This window comes from Citrobacter sp. U14242, from assembly GCF_046555775.1.
Lineage (GTDB): Bacteria > Pseudomonadota > Gammaproteobacteria > Enterobacterales > Enterobacteriaceae > Citrobacter.
The window spans coordinates 156,638-176,315 of record NZ_JBKGLW010000008.1 but is presented as its reverse complement, the minus strand read 5'-3'; the positions used below and the strand labels follow the sequence as shown (position 1 = coordinate 176,315).

Annotated in this window: 17 protein-coding genes; 5 read left to right on the top strand and 12 right to left on the bottom strand. The window is 51.6% G+C overall.

What is annotated here, in order from left to right:
* Positions 1-100 precede the first annotated feature (100 nt).
* The 3 genes from dinG (at position 101) to ACLJXE_RS14930 (ending at position 4,505) form a co-directional block, all read left to right on the top strand.
* Positions 101-2,251, top strand: coding sequence for an ATP-dependent DNA helicase DinG (dinG, locus tag ACLJXE_RS14940; protein WP_410751283.1), 2,151 nt, complete (start codon positions 101-103; stop codon positions 2,249-2,251).
* Between the two features lie 29 nt (positions 2,252-2,280).
* The gene (gene ybiB / locus ACLJXE_RS14935; RefSeq protein ID WP_410751282.1) at positions 2,281-3,249 is read left to right on the top strand and encodes a DNA-binding protein YbiB; all 969 of its coding nucleotides are present in this window, start codon (positions 2,281-2,283) and stop codon (positions 3,247-3,249) included.
* A 170-nt stretch (positions 3,250-3,419) separates the two neighbouring features.
* Positions 3,420-4,505, top strand: coding sequence for a malate/lactate/ureidoglycolate dehydrogenase (locus ACLJXE_RS14930; protein WP_286628278.1), 1,086 nt, complete (start codon positions 3,420-3,422; stop codon positions 4,503-4,505).
* 96 nt (positions 4,506-4,601) lie between these two features.
* Here the strand turns inward: ACLJXE_RS14930 and ybiJ are convergent, their stop codons facing one another.
* The 5 genes from ybiJ to mcbA all read right to left on the bottom strand — a co-directional run bounded on the left by ybiJ (position 4,602) and on the right by mcbA (position 9,092).
* On the bottom strand, positions 4,602-4,862 hold the full coding sequence (gene ybiJ, locus ACLJXE_RS14925; RefSeq protein ID WP_048212199.1) for a DUF1471 family protein YbiJ: 261 nt from the start codon (positions 4,860-4,862) through the stop codon (positions 4,602-4,604).
* A 301-nt stretch (positions 4,863-5,163) separates the two neighbouring features.
* Positions 5,164-5,430 carry a DksA/TraR family C4-type zinc finger protein gene (locus ACLJXE_RS14920; protein WP_410751281.1) on the bottom strand — a complete coding sequence of 89 codons (267 nt, stop codon included), beginning with the start codon at positions 5,428-5,430 and terminating at the stop codon, positions 5,164-5,166.
* A gap of 89 nt (positions 5,431-5,519) precedes the next feature.
* Complete coding sequence (gene ybiX / locus ACLJXE_RS14915) at positions 5,520-6,197, bottom strand: PKHD-type hydroxylase YbiX (protein ID WP_410751280.1); 678 nt, start codon at positions 6,195-6,197, stop codon at positions 5,520-5,522.
* A gap of 43 nt (positions 6,198-6,240) precedes the next feature.
* Positions 6,241-8,526 (bottom strand): catecholate siderophore receptor Fiu, encoded by a 2,286-nt coding sequence (locus tag ACLJXE_RS14910; RefSeq protein WP_410751279.1) that lies wholly within the window; start codon positions 8,524-8,526, stop codon positions 6,241-6,243.
* A 305-nt stretch (positions 8,527-8,831) separates the two neighbouring features.
* Positions 8,832-9,092: a DUF1471 family periplasmic protein McbA gene (mcbA, locus tag ACLJXE_RS14905; protein ID WP_286628274.1), complete on the bottom strand. Its 261-nt coding sequence runs from the start codon at positions 9,090-9,092 to the stop codon at positions 8,832-8,834.
* Positions 9,093-9,292: 200 nt separating this feature from the next.
* On the opposite strand from mcbA, the gene rlmF reads away from it, so the two are divergent.
* The gene (rlmF, locus tag ACLJXE_RS14900) at positions 9,293-10,219 is read left to right on the top strand and encodes a 23S rRNA (adenine(1618)-N(6))-methyltransferase RlmF (RefSeq protein WP_410751278.1); all 927 of its coding nucleotides are present in this window, start codon (positions 9,293-9,295) and stop codon (positions 10,217-10,219) included.
* Here rlmF and ybiO read toward each other — a convergent pair.
* The 6 genes from ybiO to rhtA form a co-directional block, all read right to left on the bottom strand.
* Positions 10,216-12,453, bottom strand: a complete 2,238-nt coding sequence (gene ybiO, locus ACLJXE_RS14895; RefSeq protein WP_410751277.1) for a mechanosensitive channel protein — start codon at positions 12,451-12,453, stop codon at positions 10,216-10,218. The genes rlmF and ybiO overlap by 4 nt on opposite strands.
* 120 nt (positions 12,454-12,573) lie before the next feature.
* On the bottom strand, positions 12,574-13,296 hold the full coding sequence (gene glnQ / locus ACLJXE_RS14890; protein ID WP_410751276.1) for a glutamine ABC transporter ATP-binding protein GlnQ: 723 nt from the start codon (positions 13,294-13,296) through the stop codon (positions 12,574-12,576).
* On the bottom strand, positions 13,293-13,952 hold the full coding sequence (glnP, locus tag ACLJXE_RS14885) for a glutamine ABC transporter permease GlnP (protein ID WP_005123684.1): 660 nt from the start codon (positions 13,950-13,952) through the stop codon (positions 13,293-13,295). Before glnP ends, glnQ begins: the two co-directional genes overlap by 4 nt.
* Before the next feature lie 133 nt (positions 13,953-14,085).
* Positions 14,086-14,832, bottom strand: a complete 747-nt coding sequence (glnH, locus tag ACLJXE_RS14880) for a glutamine ABC transporter substrate-binding protein GlnH (RefSeq protein ID WP_271456484.1) — start codon at positions 14,830-14,832, stop codon at positions 14,086-14,088.
* 364 nt (positions 14,833-15,196) lie between these two features.
* The gene (gene dps / locus ACLJXE_RS14875; protein ID WP_005123679.1) at positions 15,197-15,700 is read right to left on the bottom strand and encodes a DNA starvation/stationary phase protection protein Dps; all 504 of its coding nucleotides are present in this window, start codon (positions 15,698-15,700) and stop codon (positions 15,197-15,199) included.
* A gap of 303 nt (positions 15,701-16,003) precedes the next feature.
* Positions 16,004-16,891 (bottom strand): threonine/homoserine exporter RhtA, encoded by an 888-nt coding sequence (gene rhtA, locus ACLJXE_RS14870; protein WP_286628271.1) that lies wholly within the window; start codon positions 16,889-16,891, stop codon positions 16,004-16,006.
* Between the two features lie 411 nt (positions 16,892-17,302).
* Here rhtA and ompX point away from each other — a divergent pair, with 411 nt between their 5' ends.
* A complete protein-coding gene (ompX, locus tag ACLJXE_RS14865; protein ID WP_048212190.1) occupies positions 17,303-17,818 on the top strand; it encodes an outer membrane protein OmpX in 516 nt (171 codons plus the stop codon).
* A gap of 64 nt (positions 17,819-17,882) precedes the next feature.
* Here the strand turns inward: ompX and ACLJXE_RS14860 are convergent, their stop codons facing one another.
* Positions 17,883-19,469 (bottom strand): phosphoethanolamine transferase, encoded by a 1,587-nt coding sequence (locus ACLJXE_RS14860; RefSeq protein ID WP_286628688.1) that lies wholly within the window; start codon positions 19,467-19,469, stop codon positions 17,883-17,885.
* Positions 19,470-19,678: the final 209 nt, after the last annotated feature.

Below are 19,678 nucleotides of genomic sequence, written 5' to 3'. Positions count from 1 at the left end.
CAGTGCTGCGAGCCGCTTTCCAGAATGGGGGAAAAAGGTACATTGAGCGTCTGAAATGTGCCACAATAGTGGCTGTTTATACAGTATTTCAGGTTTTCTCATGGCATTAACCGCGGCGCTAAAAGCGCAAATAGCCGCCTGGTACAAGGCGCTTCAGGAACAGATCCCCGACTTTATTCCCCGTGCACCGCAGCGACAGATGATTGCCGATGTCGCGAAAACGCTGGCAGGGGAAGAGGGACGGCATCTGGCGATTGAAGCACCGACCGGTGTAGGGAAAACGTTATCTTACCTGATCCCCGGTATCGCCATTGCGCGTGAAGAACAGAAAACGTTGGTGGTCAGTACCGCTAACGTCGCGTTGCAGGATCAGATCTACAGCAAAGACCTGCCGTTGCTGCGTAAAATCATCCCCGATCTGCGTTTTACCGCTGCTTTTGGTCGTGGGCGTTATGTCTGCCCGCGCAATTTAGCCGCGCTGGCGAGTACCGAACCCAATCAACAGGATCTGTTGGCCTTTCTAGACGATGACCTGACGCCAAATAATCAGGAAGAACAAAAGCGCTGCGCCAGGCTGAAAGGCGATCTCGACAGCTATAAATGGGACGGGTTGCGCGATCACACTGATATCGCCATTGATGACGGACTCTGGCAGCGTCTGAGTACCGATAAAGCGAGCTGTCTGAACCGCAACTGCCACTACTACCGTGAATGTCCTTTCTTTGTCGCCCGCCGCGAGATTCAGGAAGCCGAAGTGGTGGTGGCGAACCACGCGTTGGTGATGGCGGCAATGGAAAGCGAAGCCGTTCTGCCAGAGCCGAAAAACCTGTTGTTAGTCCTTGATGAAGGCCATCATTTGCCGGATGTCGCCCGCGATGCGCTGGAGATGAGTGCAGAAATCAGCGCCCCCTGGTATCGACTTCAGCTGGATCTGTTCTGCAAATTAGTGGCGACCTGCATGGAGCAGTTCCGCCCGAAAACCACGCCGCCGCTGGCGAACGCCGAGCGGTTGAATGGTCACTGTGAAGAGCTGTATGAACTGATTGCCTCACTTAATAACATCCTCAATCTCTATATGCCCGCAACGCAGGAGGCGGAACACCGCTTTGCAATGGGAGAACTGCCTGGTGAAGTGATGGAGATCTGCCAGCGACTGGCGAAACTGACGGAAATGCTGCGCGGCCTGGCAGAACTGTTCCTGAACGATCTCAGTGAAAAAACCGGTACCCACGATATTGTGCGGCTGCATCGGGTTATTTTGCAAATGAACCGGGCATTGGGCATGTTCGAGGCGCAAAGCAAATTGTGGCGTCTGGCGTCGCTGGCGCAGTCATCAGGCGCGCCAGTGAGTAAATGGGCGACGCGCGAGGTGCGCGATGGGCAGCTCCATGTCTGGTTCCATTGTGTTGGGATCCGTGTGAGCGATCAGCTCGAAAGACTGCTGTGGCGCAGCGTACCGCATATTATTGTGACCTCTGCCACGCTCCGTTCACTTAACAGTTTCTCGCGCCTGCAGGAGATGAGCGGTCTGAAAGAAAAAGCCGGAGACCGCTTTGTTGCACTGGATTCACCGTTTAACCATGTAGAGCAAGGCAAAATCGTGATTCCGCAGATGCGCTACGAACCGTTGATAGATAACGAAGAGCAGCATATAGCCGAAATGGCGGCCTATTTCCGCGAGCAACTGGAAAGTAAAAAACATCAGGGCATGTTGGTGCTTTTTGCCAGCGGGCGGGCGATGCAGCGTTTTCTTGAGCACGTTACCGATCTGCGCTTGCTGCTGCTGGTACAGGGTGACCAGCCGCGCTATCGTCTGGTGGAGTTACACCGAAAGCGGGTGGAAAACGGCGAACGCAGTGTACTGGTCGGACTGCAATCTTTTGCCGAAGGTCTGGATTTGAAAGGCGAATTGCTGACTCAGGTACATATTCACAAAATCGCGTTTCCGCCCATCGACAGTCCGGTCGTGGTCACTGAGGGCGAGTGGCTGAAAAGCCTGAACCGCTACCCTTTTGAGGTGCAAAGCTTACCGGCAGCGTCGTTCAATTTGATCCAGCAAGTTGGGCGACTCATTCGTAGCCATGGCTGCTGGGGTGAAGTCGTGATCTACGATAAGCGGTTGTTGACCAAAAACTATGGCAAGCGTTTACTGAATGCGTTACCCATTTTTCCGATAGAGCAACCTGCTGTGCCAGACGTTATAGTAAAACCAAAAGAAAAAGCGAAACCCACGCGCCGCCGTAGGCGTTAACGATGCGAGCAACAGGAAAGGAGTTATCGATGGATTACCGCAAAATCATCAAAGAGATTGGGCGAGGTAAAAATCACGCGCGTGACCTGGACCAGGATACTGCTCGCGGACTGTATACCCATATGCTGAATGGCGACGTCCCCGACCTTGAGATGGGCGGCGTGCTGATTGCGCTGCGCATTAAAGGCGAGGGAGAAGCGGAGATGCTGGGCTTTTATGAGGCGATGCAAAACCATACCATTCGCCTGACGCCGCCTGTGGCCAAACCCATGCCCATTGTTATCCCCAGTTACAATGGCGCGCGAAAGCAGGCCAATCTGACACCGCTGCTGGCTATCTTATTGCATAAACTGGGATTTCCGGTGGTGGTGCACGGGGTGAGTGAAGATCCGACCCGCGTGCTGACGGAAACTATTTTTGACCTGATGGGTATTGTGCCAACCCTGCATGCGGGGCAGGCGCAGGCAAAACTGGATGGTCATGAACCGGTGTTTATCCCGGTGCGCGCGCTGTGTCCTCCGCTGGAGAAACAACTGGCGATGCGCTGGCGGATGGGTGTGCGTAACAGTGCGCATACGCTGGCGAAATTAGCCACGCCGTTTGCCGAAGATGCCGCGTTGCGTCTTGCCAGCGTTTCGCATCCTGAATATGTCTCGCGAGTGGCGAAATTCTTTGGCGATATCGGTGGACGCGGTCTGCTGATGCACGGTACGGAAGGGGAAGTGTACGCCAATCCTCAACGTTGCCCGCAGATAAGCCTGATAGACACGACGGGGGTGCGTGTGCTACAGGATCGCCAGAGTGAGATGCCTGACGAGCCAGTTCCACTGCCGGTAGCAAAAGATCCGGAGACGACAGCCCGCTGGATAGAACGCTGTCTGGCCGGAAGCGAGCCGATACCGGCCTCATTAAAAATTCAGATGGCTTGCTGTCTGGTGGCCACCGGGGAATCCGCCACGCTGGCAGAAGGGCTTGCTCGCGTCGAGCAAAGCTTCTGACCCTCTCTTCATCCCGACGGGCCTGTCATCTGGCCCGTCAGTCATTCCTGTCCTGCCCCCCTGCAACGTGAAATTTCTGCACGTTTATTGACCTCCTGGCTACCGTGGCGCAGCATAGTTTGTTGAAAAATAAGAAACACAACAAACACGCAACACAACAGGAGAATACAATGAACAGTGGACATCGCTTTCACGCGCCAACGCTGCATGCGTTTATTCAGGCCGTTTTCCGCCATATGGGAAGTGACGAGCAGGAAGCGCAGTTGGTGGCCGATCATCTGATTGCCTCAAACCTCGCCGGCCATGATTCACACGGTATCGGGATGATCCCAAGCTATATTCGCTCATTCACGCAGGGGCATTTGCAGATCAATCGTCATGCGAAAGTGGTGAAAGAGGCAGGTGCAGTGGTTACGCTGGATGGGGATTGCGCATTTGGTCAGGTAGCCGCGCATGAAGCTATCGCGCTGGGGATTGAGAAAGCGCAGCAGTACGGAATTGCTGCGGTAGCCCTGCATAATTCTCACCACATTGGGCGCATTGGCTACTGGGCGGAGCAGTGTGCGGCGGCGGGTTTTGTCTCTATACACTTTGTGAATGTGGTGGGGATTCCGATGGTTGCCCCCTTCCATGGTCGTGATAGCCGTTTTGGCACCAACCCTTTCTGCGTTGTGTTTCCACGTAAAAATGATTTCCCGTTGCTATTGGACTACGCGACCAGCGCTATTGCTTTCGGTAAAACGCGCGTGGCGTGGCACAAAGGTGAGCCGGTTGCGCCGGGCTGTCTGATTGATGCTCAGGGGGCTCCTACCACCGACCCTGCTGTTATGCAGGAATCACCATTGGGTTCACTGCTCACCTTCGCTCAGCATAAAGGCTACGCGCTGGCGGCAATGTGTGAAATCATGGGCGGTGCGCTCTCTGGCGGTAAAACTACCCACGAAGCCAGTTTGCAGAACAGCGCGGACGCCATTATTAACTGCATGACCACGATCATCATTAACCCAACACTCTTCGGTGCCCCGGACTGTGACAATCAGGTTTCGGCATTTGCTGAATGGGTCAAAGCGTCGCCGCATGCTGAGGATGCGCCCATCCTGTTACCGGGTGAGTGGGAAGTGAATACCCGTGAAGAACGGCTGGCGCAGGGGATCCCGCTTGATGCCGGAAGCTGGCAAGCGATATGTGAGGCGGCACGGCAAATCGGTATGCCGGATGCGGTATTGCAGGCGTTTCGCCAACGGCTTGAACGTTAGATAAAAAAAGCCCGTCCAGTGGCGGACGGGCAAACAAAGGGTAACAAACAGGGTCAATGAGGGTTGGAGCATTGGGTCGTACAGGAATTCTGTTGGTTATTTGTAGATAACCGCGGTACCGCTCATTTTGTCGTTGCCGACAGCGGAGGTGATGCTGTAACCACTTGCACCAGCAGCAGCCGCTTTTTCAGCCAGTTTTGCTTCCAGGCCGTCCAGCGTGGTGGCGCCATCAGCAGATACCACACCCATTTTATTCATGCTTTGTGCCTGAGTGGAGGTGACCGGTTCAGCAGCGAAAACACCAAATGACAGGGTAGACAGGGCGATAGCAGCAACAGCAAATTTAATGTTTTTCATGATTTTTCTCTCGCAGGTTTATTCGGTTAGTCGATGTTCTGTTCAGCAGACGTTGTTCCGTCGATGTGAGAAGTATCACGTTTTTTTCGGTGAGAGAAAATCGAATAGAATTGACGACATCAATCAAAAATATTGAATGACAAATAACTTATTGAATATTAATAAATTCAGAAGATGGATTTACAGTTCTTGTCATTGCGCTTTACAGAGAATGTGACAACGGCACATTTTGCTACACCGCGAGTGAAAAAGCGTGCTCGTAAAGGAAATCGTATGCGCTGAAACTTTTGGTAAAGATGAGTCAACGTAGCTGGCTGTCTTTCGAACCTCTGCGATTATATCCTGAAAATGCAGCGTTATGTGAATCTTTATCCTGCTGACAGGCGATGCACAAACGCACGCCAGGTACTGCCTCACGTCGTGCCTGTGGGATAGGATTGCCGCATTCTTCACATTCATGCAGACTTTCTCCCGTGGGTAACTCGCCACGGGCACGGGCAACAGCATCTTCAATTGTATTGTTGATCTGTTCGTTCACGGCGTCGTCATTTGCCCAGCCGGATGCCATGTGTGCCTCCTGTCATTCGTTTTTTAAAATTCGTTTATAGAATAATTATAGCGAATGAGATGGGGGAAAAACGAGCGCCTACAGGCGTATCAGATTTCGGACCACTCGCGCAGCAGGTTATGGTAAAGATTAAGCAACGACAGGATCTCTGCACTTTCTCCGTGGCGCGCTTTCAGTGATTGAATGTTCTTATCCAGTTCAAACAGCATGGCGCGTTTTTTGTCATCACGGATCATCGACTGGACCCACATAAACGATGCCACACGGGTTCCACGGGTAACTGGCGTGACGCAATGCAGGCTGCTGGAGGGGTAAAGTACCAGATCGCCAGCCGGGAGCTTGACCGCATGCTGGCCGTAGGTGTCATTGACCAGCAGTTCCCCGCCCTCATAGCTGTCGGGATCGCTTAAGAATAACGTGGCGGAAAGGTCGGTACGCATCCAGCCACTTTCCGGATGGCTACGCACCGCGCCATCAACGTGAAAGCCATAGGTCTCAGCATTCTGATAACGATTGAACAATGGCGTGGAAAGCGTTTTGGGTAACGCAGCGGCAAAGAACAACGCATTGTTGTTCACGGCGGCCAGCACCTCTTTCTGTAACATGTCATAGCGCTCGCTACGGGTATCAACCTGCTGGTTATTTTTAACCTGTGCACCCTGAGCGCCGGTGGTGGCGCGGCCATCTACCCATTCTGCTGTGTCCAGTTGTTCACGAAACCAGGCAACGTCCTGCGGCGATAAGACGCCAGGAATGTGGTACATCATCAGTGTTTCTCCTGCAAGTGGGGCTTACGCCCCACGCGATAAATCAGAAATGCATATTGGCGGTGAGCAGGAAGGTTCTTGGCTCACCCGGATGATAACGGTATCCGCTCTTGTTGATCGAGGAGACATAATCGGTGTCGAACAGGTTGTAGACGTTGAGCTGGAAATCAAGATTACGGTTCACGCGATATCCCAGTTTGGCATCAGCGACCCAGTAGCTTTCGGTAAAGGATGGTGTACCCACTGCGCCGTCAGCGCCGCGATGCATGCTGCCCACGTAGCGTGCGCCTGCGCCAACGGAGATATCATCAGTGGCCTGATACTGACTCCACAGGGTGAATGCATGTTCCGGTGTATACGGCAGGGAGGATGAACCATCCTGAGCGACGTCTTTGCCACTATGTACCGTGGCGCGCTGCTGGGTATACCCGCCAATCACCTGCCAGGCCGGGGTAATATTTCCTGCCACGGAGAGTTCGTAGCCTTCAACACGTTTTTCGCCATACTGGGAGTAGGTCCCGTCATCGTTCTGTTCAACTTCGTTCTCGATATCCGTGCGGAAAACGGCGGCGGTCAGCAGCAGGCGTTTATCCAGCACTTCCCATTTGGTGCCAATTTCGCTGGTCTTCGCTTTTTGTGGTTTAAAATCGGTACGGTTGGCGCTGTTACCGGTCCCACTTTGAGCAAGGGCAAAATTACTGCCGCCCGGCGGTTGCTGGGAAACCGCGTAGTTGATGTAAACGTTGCCGTTCTCTGTTAAATGGTATAACGCACCCGCTTTCCAGTTCACCAGATTACCGGATTTCGCGGTGTCGACGGTCGTGACCGGAGAACCTTTGGCAACGCCCGTTGGGCACGCAACGGCACCGCGACCAGAAGCGCCGCACGCGGTTGCACTGTCATACTCGGTACGGTAATTATCCAGACGAATACCACCGTTCAGTTCAATATCACGCGTAATTTGCAGAGTATCGAAGGCGTAAATACCGAAGGTATCGGTCTGGCCGTTGGCGTTGGCGCCATTACGGGATAATCCGCCAATGTTCACGTTGCTGTTTGGTGAGTAAATATTGACCGGTGGTGGTGTGAGTGGCGCCACGCCATAGTTGGTCTGTGTTTCACGCGTCAACTCCACGCCGGTACTGATGTCATGCCCGACAGTACCAGTATAAAATTTTGACGTCAGGTTGGTCTGGTTGGTGAGGATTTTGTTGCTGACATCTTTGGTATTCGCCACCCGTGACCAGCTCCAGGTATCGACGTTGCGGGTTGGCTGCGTGATGTTTGATGCGCCGCCCATTACCGCGGTCATCAGATAATCCTGTTTAATGCGCGACCAGCGCGTGGTGTTGCGAAGGGTCGTGCTGTCACTCAGGTCATGCTCGAAACGCATTGTTGCGGTATCGGTCGTTGAATCGTCGTAATCCGAATCGGTGCCATAGAAGTTGTTCGTATCGACTTTCCCGGAATGGTTCAGGGCCGACGTTCCCGCAGAAGGCGCAGAGTAACCCGGCAGGCCGATGGTAGGAATTCCTCCGTCCGGCGTGTTGTGCTGGGTGACGTGTAGATAGTTCAGATACAGTCGGTTTTCAGTGCCTAAACCAAAGGCAATAGAGGGGGCCACGCCGTAGCGTTCGTTTTTAATGTTATCGCGTCCGGCATCATGCGTTTTCTCACCCATCAGGTTTAAGCGTGCCGCGGTAGTGTCGCCAATAGCCTGATTGATGTCCAGCGTGCCGCGGCGGAACCAGGCGCTACCGACGCTGGCTGAAGCATCAATACCTGAATCGGTGCGCGGCTGCTTGCTGATCATATTGATGGAGCCTGTGGGGGCACTGCGACCATAGTCGGTGCCGGAAGGCCCTTTAATGACTTCAACCTGTTCAGTATTGAAGGTGTCACGCGTGACGCTACCAATATCACGAATACCGTCGATATAAATGCTGTTTGAGGTGTCAGCACCTCGCATATACACCGCATCGCCGGTGGTGGAGTTACCATTTTCACCCGCAAAAAATGCGCCAACACCCGGCACGTTTTTCAACGCATCAGTAAGATTGGTGGCCCCCTGATCCTTAATAACCTGCTCAGAAATTACCGTCATGGTGCGAGTGGTGTCAGCCACTGGACGAGAGAACTTCGGGTCGGCAGATTGCGTTGGGGCATACAACGAGGGTTTAGCTGCTTCAACGACCAGCGTATCTTCCTGCTTTGTCTCTTGCGAGCCTGCGGCGACGGCCTGGGCTACAGGAGACAGGCCAATACACAGGCCGGCAAAGAAGGTGAGCGAATGAAAACTACAAGACGGCAGATTGCGATTTTTATCCATGTTAATGAATGACTTATTATTTTTGAGTAGAAGGTTTCATTCAAGCGAAGGGACATCTCTGTGGACGTTATACCCTGCAGGCCTCGCCTGAATGAAATGCGTAATTGATAATAATTTTGATAAGCATTATCAATAAGTGCGTTGTTTTAGCATTCATTACTTCAAAAATAAATACATTTATTTACATTGAATTCAAATTTCCAACATGGCGGTTACAGTTCATGCGGGGGATTTCAGCAAGAAAGGACAGCAAACTGCATTCAGGGCGAATGCAGTTGAGCTGAGGGAGAGTGACTTTTAGAGAGTTACTTATAGATAGTTGCAGTACCGTACATCTGATTTTTACCGCCAGCGGAATTAACCACAAAACCTTTCGCGCCTTGCTCTTTTGCTTTTTCTGCCAGCTTACCTTCGAGGTCGTCCAGGCTTGATGCTCCGCTCACGGAAATCGTACCGGAGGCTTGTAGCGGACCGGTGGCTGGAGGGGTATTGGGCTGTGCAGCAAAAGTCGCAAATGTCATGCCGGTAAGTACGGTAGCGGCAAGGAATGTGAGGCATTTTTTCATGATGATATCCTCTGAGAAACAACAGTTCGTGCCTGATAAGTTTAGGTCGTCATTGCAGGGCATTTGCCGCAAAAAATCGACCAACAACAGGCTGTTTTTTGAACGATGCAATTCGCATAAAAAATGAAATTTCCCGGCTGTGTATGTTTACCCCGTGGCGTTATGCGGGTATCTTACGCCGCTGTTAAAAGGAGAATGCTATGCCCCCCCAGAAACCGGGATTACACCCACGCAATCGCCACAATGGCCGTTATGATCTTGCGACGTTATGCCAGGTTACCCCCGAACTGACGCAATTTCTCACCCTCACACCAGGCGGCGAGCAGAGTGTTGATTTCGCGAATCCGCAGGCAGTTAAGGCGCTCAATAAAGCACTGCTGGCGCATTATTATGCGGTGGCAAACTGGGATATCCCGGAAGGTTTCCTGTGCCCGCCGGTTCCGGGTCGTGCGGACTACATTCACCATCTGGCCGACCTGTTGGGTGAAACCACCGGAACCATCCCTGCAAATGCCAGCATGCTGGATGTTGGAGTAGGGGCGAACTGCATTTATCCACTGATCGGCGTGCATGAATACGGCTGGCGTTTTACCGGCAGTGAAACCAGTAGCGAAGCGTTTAGCAGCGCTCAGGCAATCATCAATGGCAACCCTGGCTTAACCCGGGCGATTCGTCTGCGTCGTCAGAAAGATGCTTCGGCTATCTTCAACGGCATTATTCACAAGAATGAGCAGTACGAAGCCACGTTGTGTAATCCGCCATTCCATGATTCTGCTGCCTCTGCCCGTGCCGGAAGCGAGCGCAAACGCCGCAACCTGGGGCAAGACAAAGATGATGCGCTGAACTTTGGTGGCCAGCAGCAGGAGCTGTGGTGCGAAGGGGGGGAAGTGGCGTTCATCAAGAAAATGATCGCAGAAAGCCAGGCCTTTGGTCGTCAGGTGATGTGGTTCACCACTCTGGTATCACGGGGCGAGAATCTGCCTCCGTTGTACCATGCGTTAACCGATGCCGGCGCGGTGAAAGTGGTTAAAAAAGAGATGGCCCAGGGGCAAAAGCAGAGTCGCTTTATTGCCTGGACCTTTATGGATAACGATCAGCGTCGTCGTTTTATGGCGCGTCAACGCTAAATCGTGGGCTCGCTTGGCGGCAGCGGTTCTGCTGCTGTTGATTGTGGGCCCGACACCGGTGCAGGCAGTACCTGATAGGTCTGTACCGGGGCGCGCACGTTGGCCAGATCGAAGTGTTTTTTCACCTGGCTGTCGAGCGCAAAACGTACCGTCCACTGCTTCAGCGGCAGGGTGGTAAACGAGACCCGCAAGGTGAATGCTGTATTGGTCAAACCCACAATCCCGGCGAATGACGGCTCGCCAATGATAAGCCCACGAATATCATCCTGTTCCATCACCGCAGCGACCGCATCCTTCAGCGCCTGATTGGCTTTATCCGCATCTTCATGGCGGTCGACGTCGTAATTTGCGACGACCGAGCCGATCCCACGCACGAAGTTGGCGAAGGTTGTTATCGAGGACCACGGGATGATGTGGTATGCCCCAGTGTCCTGGCGTACGCCAACAGAACGGATCGACATGCGTTCGACCGTGCCGGTTAACGGGCCGATAGTGACCAGATCGCCGGTATTCATGCCGTTTTCAAACTGGATAAATATCCCAGTAATAATATCCTTCACCAGTGTCTGTGATCCAAAAGAGATCGCCAGTCCCAGAGCTCCCGCCCCGGCCAGTAATGGGGCGATATTGACGCCAATCTCTGACAATACAATCATGATCGTGATGGTACTGATGATCACTGCCAGCGCGTTGCGAAATAACGTCAACAGCGTGCGAGTCCGCGCACTGGGCAGCGGACGACCGTGAATATCTGAAGCCAGGCGGTTTTCAATCAGGCTGGCAAGGATCGTCCAGCCGATAGCAGAGAAGAAGAGAATCAGTGCGATGCGGATCAGAATGTCGACCGTTTTTTCGCCAGCGCCGTAATGCAGCCAGTTCCAGAAGTCGAACAGCCCCCAGGCGTTGAGTAGCAACATAACGGCGACACACACTGTCAAGATCCGGGCCACGCTTAACGCCGTTGACAGCCATCCATTTAGCCGCTTTTGTAATTCCGGATAGCTGCGCTGCGTGTGCGGCGACAGGGTTATCGTTTTGGCAATCCAACGGGATAACATGCCGGATACAAAGGCGGCGATCCCGATGATCACCAGACTGCGTAACGTTGCGCCCATCATGAATTTCAGACTATTGCCCGGATCAAATAGTGAGAAGAAGAACAACACAATGAAATAGGCGCTGGCCAGCCAATACCAGACCAGCGCAAAAGCACGGATAAACAGGCTAAAGAAAGCTAAAGAGCGTTCGGCAAGGTTCTGTAAGTGCCGGGTAATCTCATTCTTGTTTCTGAAAATCAGGTACAGCGCCCACAGTGTGATGCACAGCATGATGATGACGTTAGCCATTGCGCCGACCTGTACGTTGACCTGATTCGAGATAATGGGGACCGCCACAATAAGCCCGTAACCAATCAGACTGCTTAATGAACTCAGACGCCGGTTCCAGTAGCGTGCGCCTGCATCCTGAATGTTAAAGGGTCGCAGTTCTGTCACCGCCGGGCAAAAAATCAGGCGTAAAATGGCCTTAAAGAATTCAATCAGTGCAAAGGCATTGAGAAACAAGCTTTGCTGGAATGCAATAGTTCGGCTGCCGGCATTCATTCGGTCGCTCAATATCTGCCCGACAAACAAGGTGAGCGCCAGCAGCAGTAAATCGATAATGAACGCGCCAATGATCATGGCGGGAAGCTGTACCCAATTACTGCGCTCGCGGTTTTTCCGTCGCGCCCATTGCCCCATTTTGCGATACAGCGGCAGTGCGCAAAGCCGAATCAACCAGTAAAAGCCAAAAACAGATGCCGCCAGCATAAGGAAATGGGTCAGGGCATTCGTGAATGTTTGCGGATTAAAGGTTTTATGGGGGGCGTCAGTGATGTTGCGATACAGCTGGGCAAAACGGCTTGAGAGAGCCTCACCATAATGACGGCTGACATCCGTGACATTCTCCAGCACCGTTTTTTCTTCCGTCAAGGTGGGGGGAACGATAGTCGGAACCGGGTCAGGCGGAGGCGTCGCCGCTACTTTTCGCAGTTGACCTATCAACTCCTGGCGTGAGGCGTCATTCTCCAGCACGTCTGCCAGCGCACCGTAGGCGGCTTTCTTTTGTTCAATATCAGGCTCTGCAACGGGTTCTGTTGGCGGGCTGGCGGATGCTGTGGTTGTTACACCGGGTATGGTGACCGCCTGAGCCGGGACGCTCAGCAGAAAAAAGCAGATGAACACGATCCACCGCATCACTCCTCCCATGAGAAAATAAATTCAAAAGGATAAGTATAGATGTCAGGGCGGGAGAGGATTGAAATGAGAGGATTCTGGTGAAAAACCTCCCTTCCGGCTGAAGGGAGGTATCAGGTATCAGGAAACGTGTTGCAAAAATTCCTGCAAACGCTGGCTGGGTGGATTGTCAATCAGGGCTTGCGGATTACCATCTTCGGCAATACGTCCTTTATCGATGAAAATCAGGCGTGAGGCCACTTTTTCGGCGAAGCCAATTTCGTGAGTCACAATCACCATGGTCATCCCTTCTTCCGCCAGATCCTGCATAACTTTCAGCACTTCGTGACGCAGTTCCGGGTCCAGTGCTGAGGTTGGCTCATCAAACAGCATCATTTTCGGCTTCACCGCCAGCGCACGGGCAATGGCAACACGCTGCTGCTGACCGCCGGAAAGCTCAGAAGGGTAGTGGTGGGCACGCTCGGCCAGACCGACTTTTGCCAGCAGCTCTTTGGCCAGCTTTTCCGCCTGTTCTTTATTCGCCCCACGTACGCGTAGCGGGCCAAACATGACGTTTTCCAGCGCAGTCAGATGGGGGAACAGATAGAACTGCTGAAACACCATCCCGGCTTCCTGGCGGATTAATCGTTCATCGACCTTGGGATCGTTGACTTTCAGACCGTCAACAATCAGATCACCGGAGGTAATTTCTTCCAGCTTGTTAATGCAGCGCAGCAGCGTGGATTTACCGGAGCCAGATGGCCCGATAATCACCACGACTTCACCTTGTTTAATATTCAGATCGATGTTGTGTAGCACCTGGGTTGGACCAAAGTGCTTAGAAACGTTTTTAAATTCAATCACAGGATTTTCATCCTTCTTTCCAGACGACGCAGAATGAAGCTCAGCACCAGCGTAATGATCAGATAGAACACCGCAACGGCGCTCCAGATTTCCAGGGCGCGGAAGTTACCCGCAATGATTTCCTGACCCTGACGAGTCAGTTCCGCGACGCCAATGACGATAAACAGCGAGGTATCTTTGATGCTGATGATCCACTGGTTGCCCAGCGGTGGCAGCATACGACGCAGCGCAAGAGGTAAAATAACGTGGCGGATGGTCTCCGTGCGTGAAAGCCCAAGCGCCAGGCCTGCCTCGCTGAACCCTTTGTGGATTGAGAGTACCGCACCACGCGTGATTTCCGCGATATAGGCACCGGAGTTAATCATGATGGTGACAACAGCGGCGCTGAAGGGGTCAATACGTAAATCGTTAAACGCCATTGGCAGGGCGAAGTAGATAAACATGACCTGTACAACGATTGGCGTACCGCGGATGACTTCGATAAAGACCAGCGCTACGTGGTTGGCTATCCAACCGCCGAAGGTACGCGCAAAACCTGCTGCGAGCCCGATAATCAGACCGCCAGCCAGACCGAGGATTGAAATCCACAGGGTCATTTTGGCGCCTTCTATCAAAAGCGGGATGGCGGGCCAGATGGCACTCCAGTCAAACTGCATATGTCGTTCCTGTTACCGTGGTGAAAATAGTCAAATGCCCGTTTTACCGGAGAGACTTATCCGGCCTACAGGTCTGTAAAATGCTGGCGTAGACCCGGTAAGCATCACGCTACCGGGGCTACGTTGTAGGTTATTATTTAGGTTCAGTACCGAACCATTTTTTGTAGATTTCGTTGTAAGTGCCGTTCTCTTTCAGCGTTTTCAGCGCGCCGTTCACTTTCTCACGCAGTGCATCGCTGCCTTTCGGGAAAGCGATACCGTATTGCTGGGCTTCCAGGGAATCACCTACAGCTTTGAACTGACCGTTGCCGGCAGTTTTGATGAAGTACAGAATGTTTGGTGTATCGTGCAGTACAGCGTCTGCGCGGTTGGTACCCAGTTCCATATACGCGTTATCAATGTTCGGGAACTGACGCAGGTCTTTGGTTTTGATGTTCGCTTTTGCGTAATCCACTGAGCCGGTACCGCTTTTCACTGCAACGACTTTACCGTCCAGATCTTTTACGCTTTTCACATCGTTATTGTTCGCTTTGACCATCACTAACAGGCCGCTTTTGTAGTAGCCGTCAGAGAAGTCGATGGCTTTTTTACGCTCTTCGGTAATGGTGATACCAGCCAGCGCCAAATCGACGTTTTTAGTTTGCAAAGCCGGGATGATGCCGCTGAAATCCATAGGTTTCAGTTCATAATCCAGCTTTAATTCTTTGGCGACGGCAGCCCACAGATCCACATCAAAACCAACGTATTTGTCGCCCTGTTTGAATTCAAATGGAACGAAGGCGGTGTCGGTTGCGACAACGAGTTTCTTATCTGCGGCATGGGAGGACACCGCAAAAGCCAGGGTAAGTGCAGCCAGTGAAACTTTTAATACAGACTTCATAGGATTTCCTTTTATATCCACGGGGCGATCCCCTGCGAGAACATATGGCTTAATGAAAAAATCGTGCCAATTTTGCAACTCATTGTTTTAAAAAGAGGGAGGCTCATTTTATTGCACAATAAGTAGGGCAAAGCGGGCGGCCTGCACCGTTTCAGGGCACTCATTTGGTGCATGACGGGCGCGGTGCAAACGGTATGACTATTTAGCGTAAAAATTGTTGATAAAACAATCTTTCGTTAACGATTGTGTGAGGTGATTATTACAAATAATTTACTTTGGAGTGACGAATGATCAATGTTATGCACCATAGAAGTGCAAAACCCCCGCAACTGCGAGGGCAATATAGGTATTTCTTATATGTCTGTTATTCGATGTTCGCTTCGATAAACCACAAGAATTTGTCGAGGTCGCGGGAAGCTGCAGTGAAGATATCTGCTGTATCCTCGTCTTTTGCTTCGCTTATCGCTTTACGTACGCTGTTAGCAACCACAGCATAACGTTCGGCCAGCTCTTTTAAGTGGTCCTGTACGTTATGGATATCCAGTGGGTAGCTTTTCAGTGGCGTTTTGCTGTTAATAACCTGCGTTGTCCCCAGTGCAACACCGCCTAACTGTACGGCACGCTCAGCCATGGTATCGAGGTGATCGGTCAGTGCAGTCCGGAAACCATCCAGCATTTCATGTACGGCAATAAAGTTTGCACCGCGCATATTCCAGTGTGCCTGCTTGGTGATCAGTGACAGGTCGATGAATTGGATCACCTGCTGATTCAGCAGTTCAACGGTCGCTTTTTTATCGCTGTCTGTTACATCGTTACGGGTATAAAGGAGGGCGGATGCTTTTGTTTTTACCAGTTTTGCGGTACTCATAATCTCATATCCTCTTGATGTTTATGTCCCAAATCTTCAACGAGAATAAGTATAGCGCTAATTTCAGTTTTCTTTTTCCGGTGTTACCTATCACTTTAATAGCGAGGTGAATGAAAATATAAAATACCAATATAAATCAATATGATATGTAATTTTAATGCGATGGTGTGTTATTATTGTGTTAATGCAGTACCTCAGCATAAATAGCGAGCTTCAACTGGGAGGTAGAGGGCGATAATAATAGTGGGGATATATAACAAGATATTCTGCATGATTATGCAAACCATGCAGAATATTGGCAGGTTAATTCACGTCAACTTGCTTAATTTGCGGGTCTTTGCGGATGGTGAGCGTAGAGCCCATTGACGCAGCAATAATCGCGCCCAGAGCCAGCGTCTGGATAAGCGTCAGCGTTTCACCGAGAAAAATCATCCCAGACACCGCCGCCAGTGCGGGCTCCATACTCATCAGTGTCCCAAAGGTACGTGTAGGCAGTCGCGTTAATGCGATCATTTCCAGTGAATAGGGGAGCGCAGTAGAGAGGACCGCTACCGCTAAGCCCAACGGAAGAATAGACCAGTGCCACAGCGCATCGCCTGCCTGAATGACGCCAATCGGCACAAAAACCAGCGCTGCGATTAATGAACCTACTGCGACCGTTGCCGGACCATGTTCTTCGCCTGCGCGTTGCCCGGTAAGAATATAGATAGCCCAGCAGGCACCGGCCCCCAATGCCAGCGCGGCGCCGGTTAAATCAACATGAGAAACGTCCTGACCTAACGGCAGCAGGAACCAAAGTCCGAGTACGGCCAGCGCAACCCAAATAAAATCGACCGGGCGTCGGGAGGAAAATAACGCCACCGCAAGAGGGCCGGTAAACTCCAGTGCGACGGCAATACCCAGCGGTACAGTCTGAATTGACAGGTAAAAAAGATAGTTCATCCCACCCAGAGACAAACCATAAAACAGCAGGGGAAGACGTTGCTCTTTGGCAAAACGTAAACGCCAGGGTTTAAAGAATGCAATAAGGATGAGCGTTCCCAGCGCGAGGCGCAGGGCGGTAACGCCTGGCGCACCGACGAGAGGGAACAGCGATTTCGCCAGCGATGCGCCGCTTTGAATAGAGGACATAGCTATCAGTAAAACCAAAATAGGCAACCAGACTGGCGCTTTACGTAACGACCCCGGCATCCTTTCTCCTGTCAAATGATGGTTACACACCTTCCCCTGCGGGACGCCGCAGATTGGCTGCGATGCGCGTGAGTTTGTGTATAGAAAAGTAAAACAGCGAGTGTAATGGAAATACGCTCGGCTGGTTGAGTATTCGTTGAAAAAAAAATTACTGAGATCCGTACAATGGCATGAAAACGATGGATTAATAATCTGCACGATTAGGAATCATCTGGATGAATGTGCCGTGTTGTGCGCGCAATAATGGCATAAATCATTAGAAAAGTGATGTTAATTGAAAGAGATAGCGGGTTTTTGAAATGTTCTGTTACATGAAAAGCTCCGTTAGACATCGCTAATCGCAAAGAGTTTCCCATCAGTTTTTGGTATATTTAAAACTTAAGATTTACTTGAAGCACATTTGAGGTGGTTATGAAAAAAATTGCATGTCTTTCAGCACTGGCCGCTGTTCTGGCTTTCTCCGCAGGTACCGCTGTAGCGGCTACTTCTACCGTTACTGGTGGTTACGCTCAGAGCGATGCTCAGGGCGCAGCGAACAAAATGAACGGTTTCAACCTGAAGTATCGTTATGAGCAGGACAACAGCCCGCTGGGCGTGATCGGTTCCTTCACTTACACTGAAAAAGATCGTACCGACTCGTTTGGCGATTACAACAAAACTCAATACTACGGCATCACTGCAGGTCCGGCTTACCGTCTGAATGACTGGGCAAGCGTCTACGGTGTTGTAGGTGTTGGCTACGGTAAATTCCAGGATGCAGCAACGCCTGCTGACAAACACGACACCAGCGACTACGGTTTCTCTTACGGTGCCGGTGTGCAGTTCAACCCGATCGAAAACGTTGCTCTGGACTTCTCTTACGAGCAGAGCCGTATTCGTAGCGTTGACGTAGGTACCTGGATCGCGGGTGTTGGTTACCGCTTCTAATCACTTCGGTGATATAAAAAATCCGCCTCCAGGGGCGGATTTTTTTTGCCTGCAATTTGAGCTATTAACGAGATTTGGTCTCAAAGATGTCGGTACCAAGGTGGTTGTAGTCCACCTTCTGCAGCTTAAAGTTGGTGATATACACTGGCCCGGCTTTTTTCTCAGAGATAAAGCGGTAGCTGTTGGTAATTTCCTTCGCGCTGATCCCCGTCCACTGTGAGAAAAAACTCAGGAAATCATTCGCCGAGCGGCGGGCTTTAATCACCCGATGCGCTTTGTCATCGCTGGACAGTACCATAAAGGGCACCTGGAAGTTCTGCTGGAACTGGTCGTCATGCGCTAGGTACTGCACCTCTTTTCCGCGCTCTTTAAAGGCGAGGCCATGATCGGAGAAATAGACCATGGAGAAGCTACTGCCGCTGTTACGCAACTGCTCGTAAAGCTGGCGCAGCAGATCGTCGGTTTGCGTCATGGTGTACAGATAACAGGAGGTCTCTTTCGACTGGACGAATGTGTCGTATTTTCCTTGAGTACGATCGCAGGCCTGCGGGTGAGAACCCATTAAATGCAGCACAATCAGTTGCGGCTGGGTGCGTTCGGTGGCCAGCACCTGAGCCGTCATTTTCAACAAGGCTTCATCACGGGTGTTTTTGTCGGCTTCGAAGTCACCGTTTTTGAGGAACTGAACTTCATCTGCTCGCTTCGCAATGCTGGCGATTGCCGTATCGTATTCACCAATCTGTCCCTGATTGGAAAACCACCACGTCTGGAACCCGGCGCGGTTGGCCAGCGTGACAAAGTTATCCTGGAACTGAGGCTTATTATCGACGACCCGGTTTAGCGTTAAGCCGAGCGATTTTTGCGTAGAACCGCTGGCGGCAATGTAATCCGCGAAGATATAGCCGTTAACCGAGCTGGCAAACGGCGTGTTATCCCAGTGGCCGCCAAATGCCCCTAACGCATCGCGGCGGGCACTTTCACCGATCACCACCATGTAGGTGTGATACTTCGGCTTCACGGCGGTTACCGTCCAGCTGTCTTTTACGCTCGACAACTTAGCCATACGCTCTTGCTCGTCGAGCACTTCGTTATTGTTGACGATAACGTCTTTGGCAAAGCGGAAAACCGGGTAACCGGTATCCTTTAACTTGAAAACGCCGCCCCATGCCAGGTTTTGTACCGGAGTAACAAAGAATGCAACGATGCTAAACAGCAAACACAGGCTGTCGTACTTGTTCCAGCGACGTTTCTGCTCGTCTTTTTTACGCCGTACGGCGATAACGCCGAGCGCAAAAATAAATACGCCAACCAGGTAATTGTACCAGGGGAAGATTGTCAGGATTTCGGTCGACTCTTCCATGTTGGTTGAGTGCAGCGCCAACAACGTATTAAAGTTTGGCGAGCCGTAAGCCTGGCCGAATGGGAAATACATCGCTGCAATCAGCGAACAGATGCCAATCAGTGTTTTTTGCGCGCGCGGCGCAGTACGCCACAACAGCATCAATACACAGGTAAAGGCAACGCTATAAAGAAGGCTGAGTGGGTAGCCCAGTGCGAGGTTGATCAGCAGAGACTGTAAAAAATAAAAGCCAGTCCACGGACTAATAGCCCGGCTACGAGCAATAAGTGAATCTTTGAGGGTTAAATTCATATGCCACTGTTGCAAAAACGCCATGTGCTACCCCTGGCGCAAAGGGTCATGCCTGCCTGAGAGAGCGAGAAGAGGGAATGGGTCCGCATCCGCGAGCCGCAATAAATGCAGGGCTGCGAAAAGATAGAGTGTGTGCATGAGAAGGTCAACTACTACAACGAAATTGTTTTGAGAGGGCAACTGCAAAACAGACAAAAAGAAGGGGTATT

What these genes read in the sequence shown, in the direction of transcription:
- dinG (WP_410751283.1), top strand. Translation starts at nt 101, where the DNA reads ATGGCATTAACCGCGGCGCTAAAAGCGCAAATAGCCGCCTGGTACAAG.
- ybiB (WP_410751282.1), top strand. Translation starts at nt 2,281, where the DNA reads ATGGATTACCGCAAAATCATCAAAGAGATTGGGCGAGGTAAAAATCAC.
- ACLJXE_RS14930 (WP_286628278.1), top strand. Translation starts at nt 3,420, where the DNA reads ATGAACAGTGGACATCGCTTTCACGCGCCAACGCTGCATGCGTTTATT.
- ybiJ (WP_048212199.1), bottom strand. Translation starts at nt 4,862, where the DNA reads ATGAAAAACATTAAATTTGCTGTTGCTGCTATCGCCCTGTCTACCCTG.
- ACLJXE_RS14920 (WP_410751281.1), bottom strand. Translation starts at nt 5,430, where the DNA reads ATGGCATCCGGCTGGGCAAATGACGACGCCGTGAACGAACAGATCAAC.
- ybiX (WP_410751280.1), bottom strand. Translation starts at nt 6,197, where the DNA reads ATGATGTACCACATTCCTGGCGTCTTATCGCCGCAGGACGTTGCCTGG.
- ACLJXE_RS14910 (WP_410751279.1), bottom strand. Translation starts at nt 8,526, where the DNA reads ATGGATAAAAATCGCAATCTGCCGTCTTGTAGTTTTCATTCGCTCACC.
- mcbA (WP_286628274.1), bottom strand. Translation starts at nt 9,092, where the DNA reads ATGAAAAAATGCCTCACATTCCTTGCCGCTACCGTACTTACCGGCATG.
- rlmF (WP_410751278.1), top strand. Translation starts at nt 9,293, where the DNA reads ATGCCCCCCCAGAAACCGGGATTACACCCACGCAATCGCCACAATGGC.
- ybiO (WP_410751277.1), bottom strand. Translation starts at nt 12,453, where the DNA reads ATGCGGTGGATCGTGTTCATCTGCTTTTTTCTGCTGAGCGTCCCGGCT.
- glnP (WP_005123684.1), bottom strand. Translation starts at nt 13,952, where the DNA reads ATGCAGTTTGACTGGAGTGCCATCTGGCCCGCCATCCCGCTTTTGATA.
- glnH (WP_271456484.1), bottom strand. Translation starts at nt 14,832, where the DNA reads ATGAAGTCTGTATTAAAAGTTTCACTGGCTGCACTTACCCTGGCTTTT.
- dps (WP_005123679.1), bottom strand. Translation starts at nt 15,700, where the DNA reads ATGAGTACCGCAAAACTGGTAAAAACAAAAGCATCCGCCCTCCTTTAT.
- rhtA (WP_286628271.1), bottom strand. Translation starts at nt 16,891, where the DNA reads ATGCCGGGGTCGTTACGTAAAGCGCCAGTCTGGTTGCCTATTTTGGTT.
- ompX (WP_048212190.1), top strand. Translation starts at nt 17,303, where the DNA reads ATGAAAAAAATTGCATGTCTTTCAGCACTGGCCGCTGTTCTGGCTTTC.
- ACLJXE_RS14860 (WP_286628688.1), bottom strand. Translation starts at nt 19,469, where the DNA reads ATGAATTTAACCCTCAAAGATTCACTTATTGCTCGTAGCCGGGCTATT.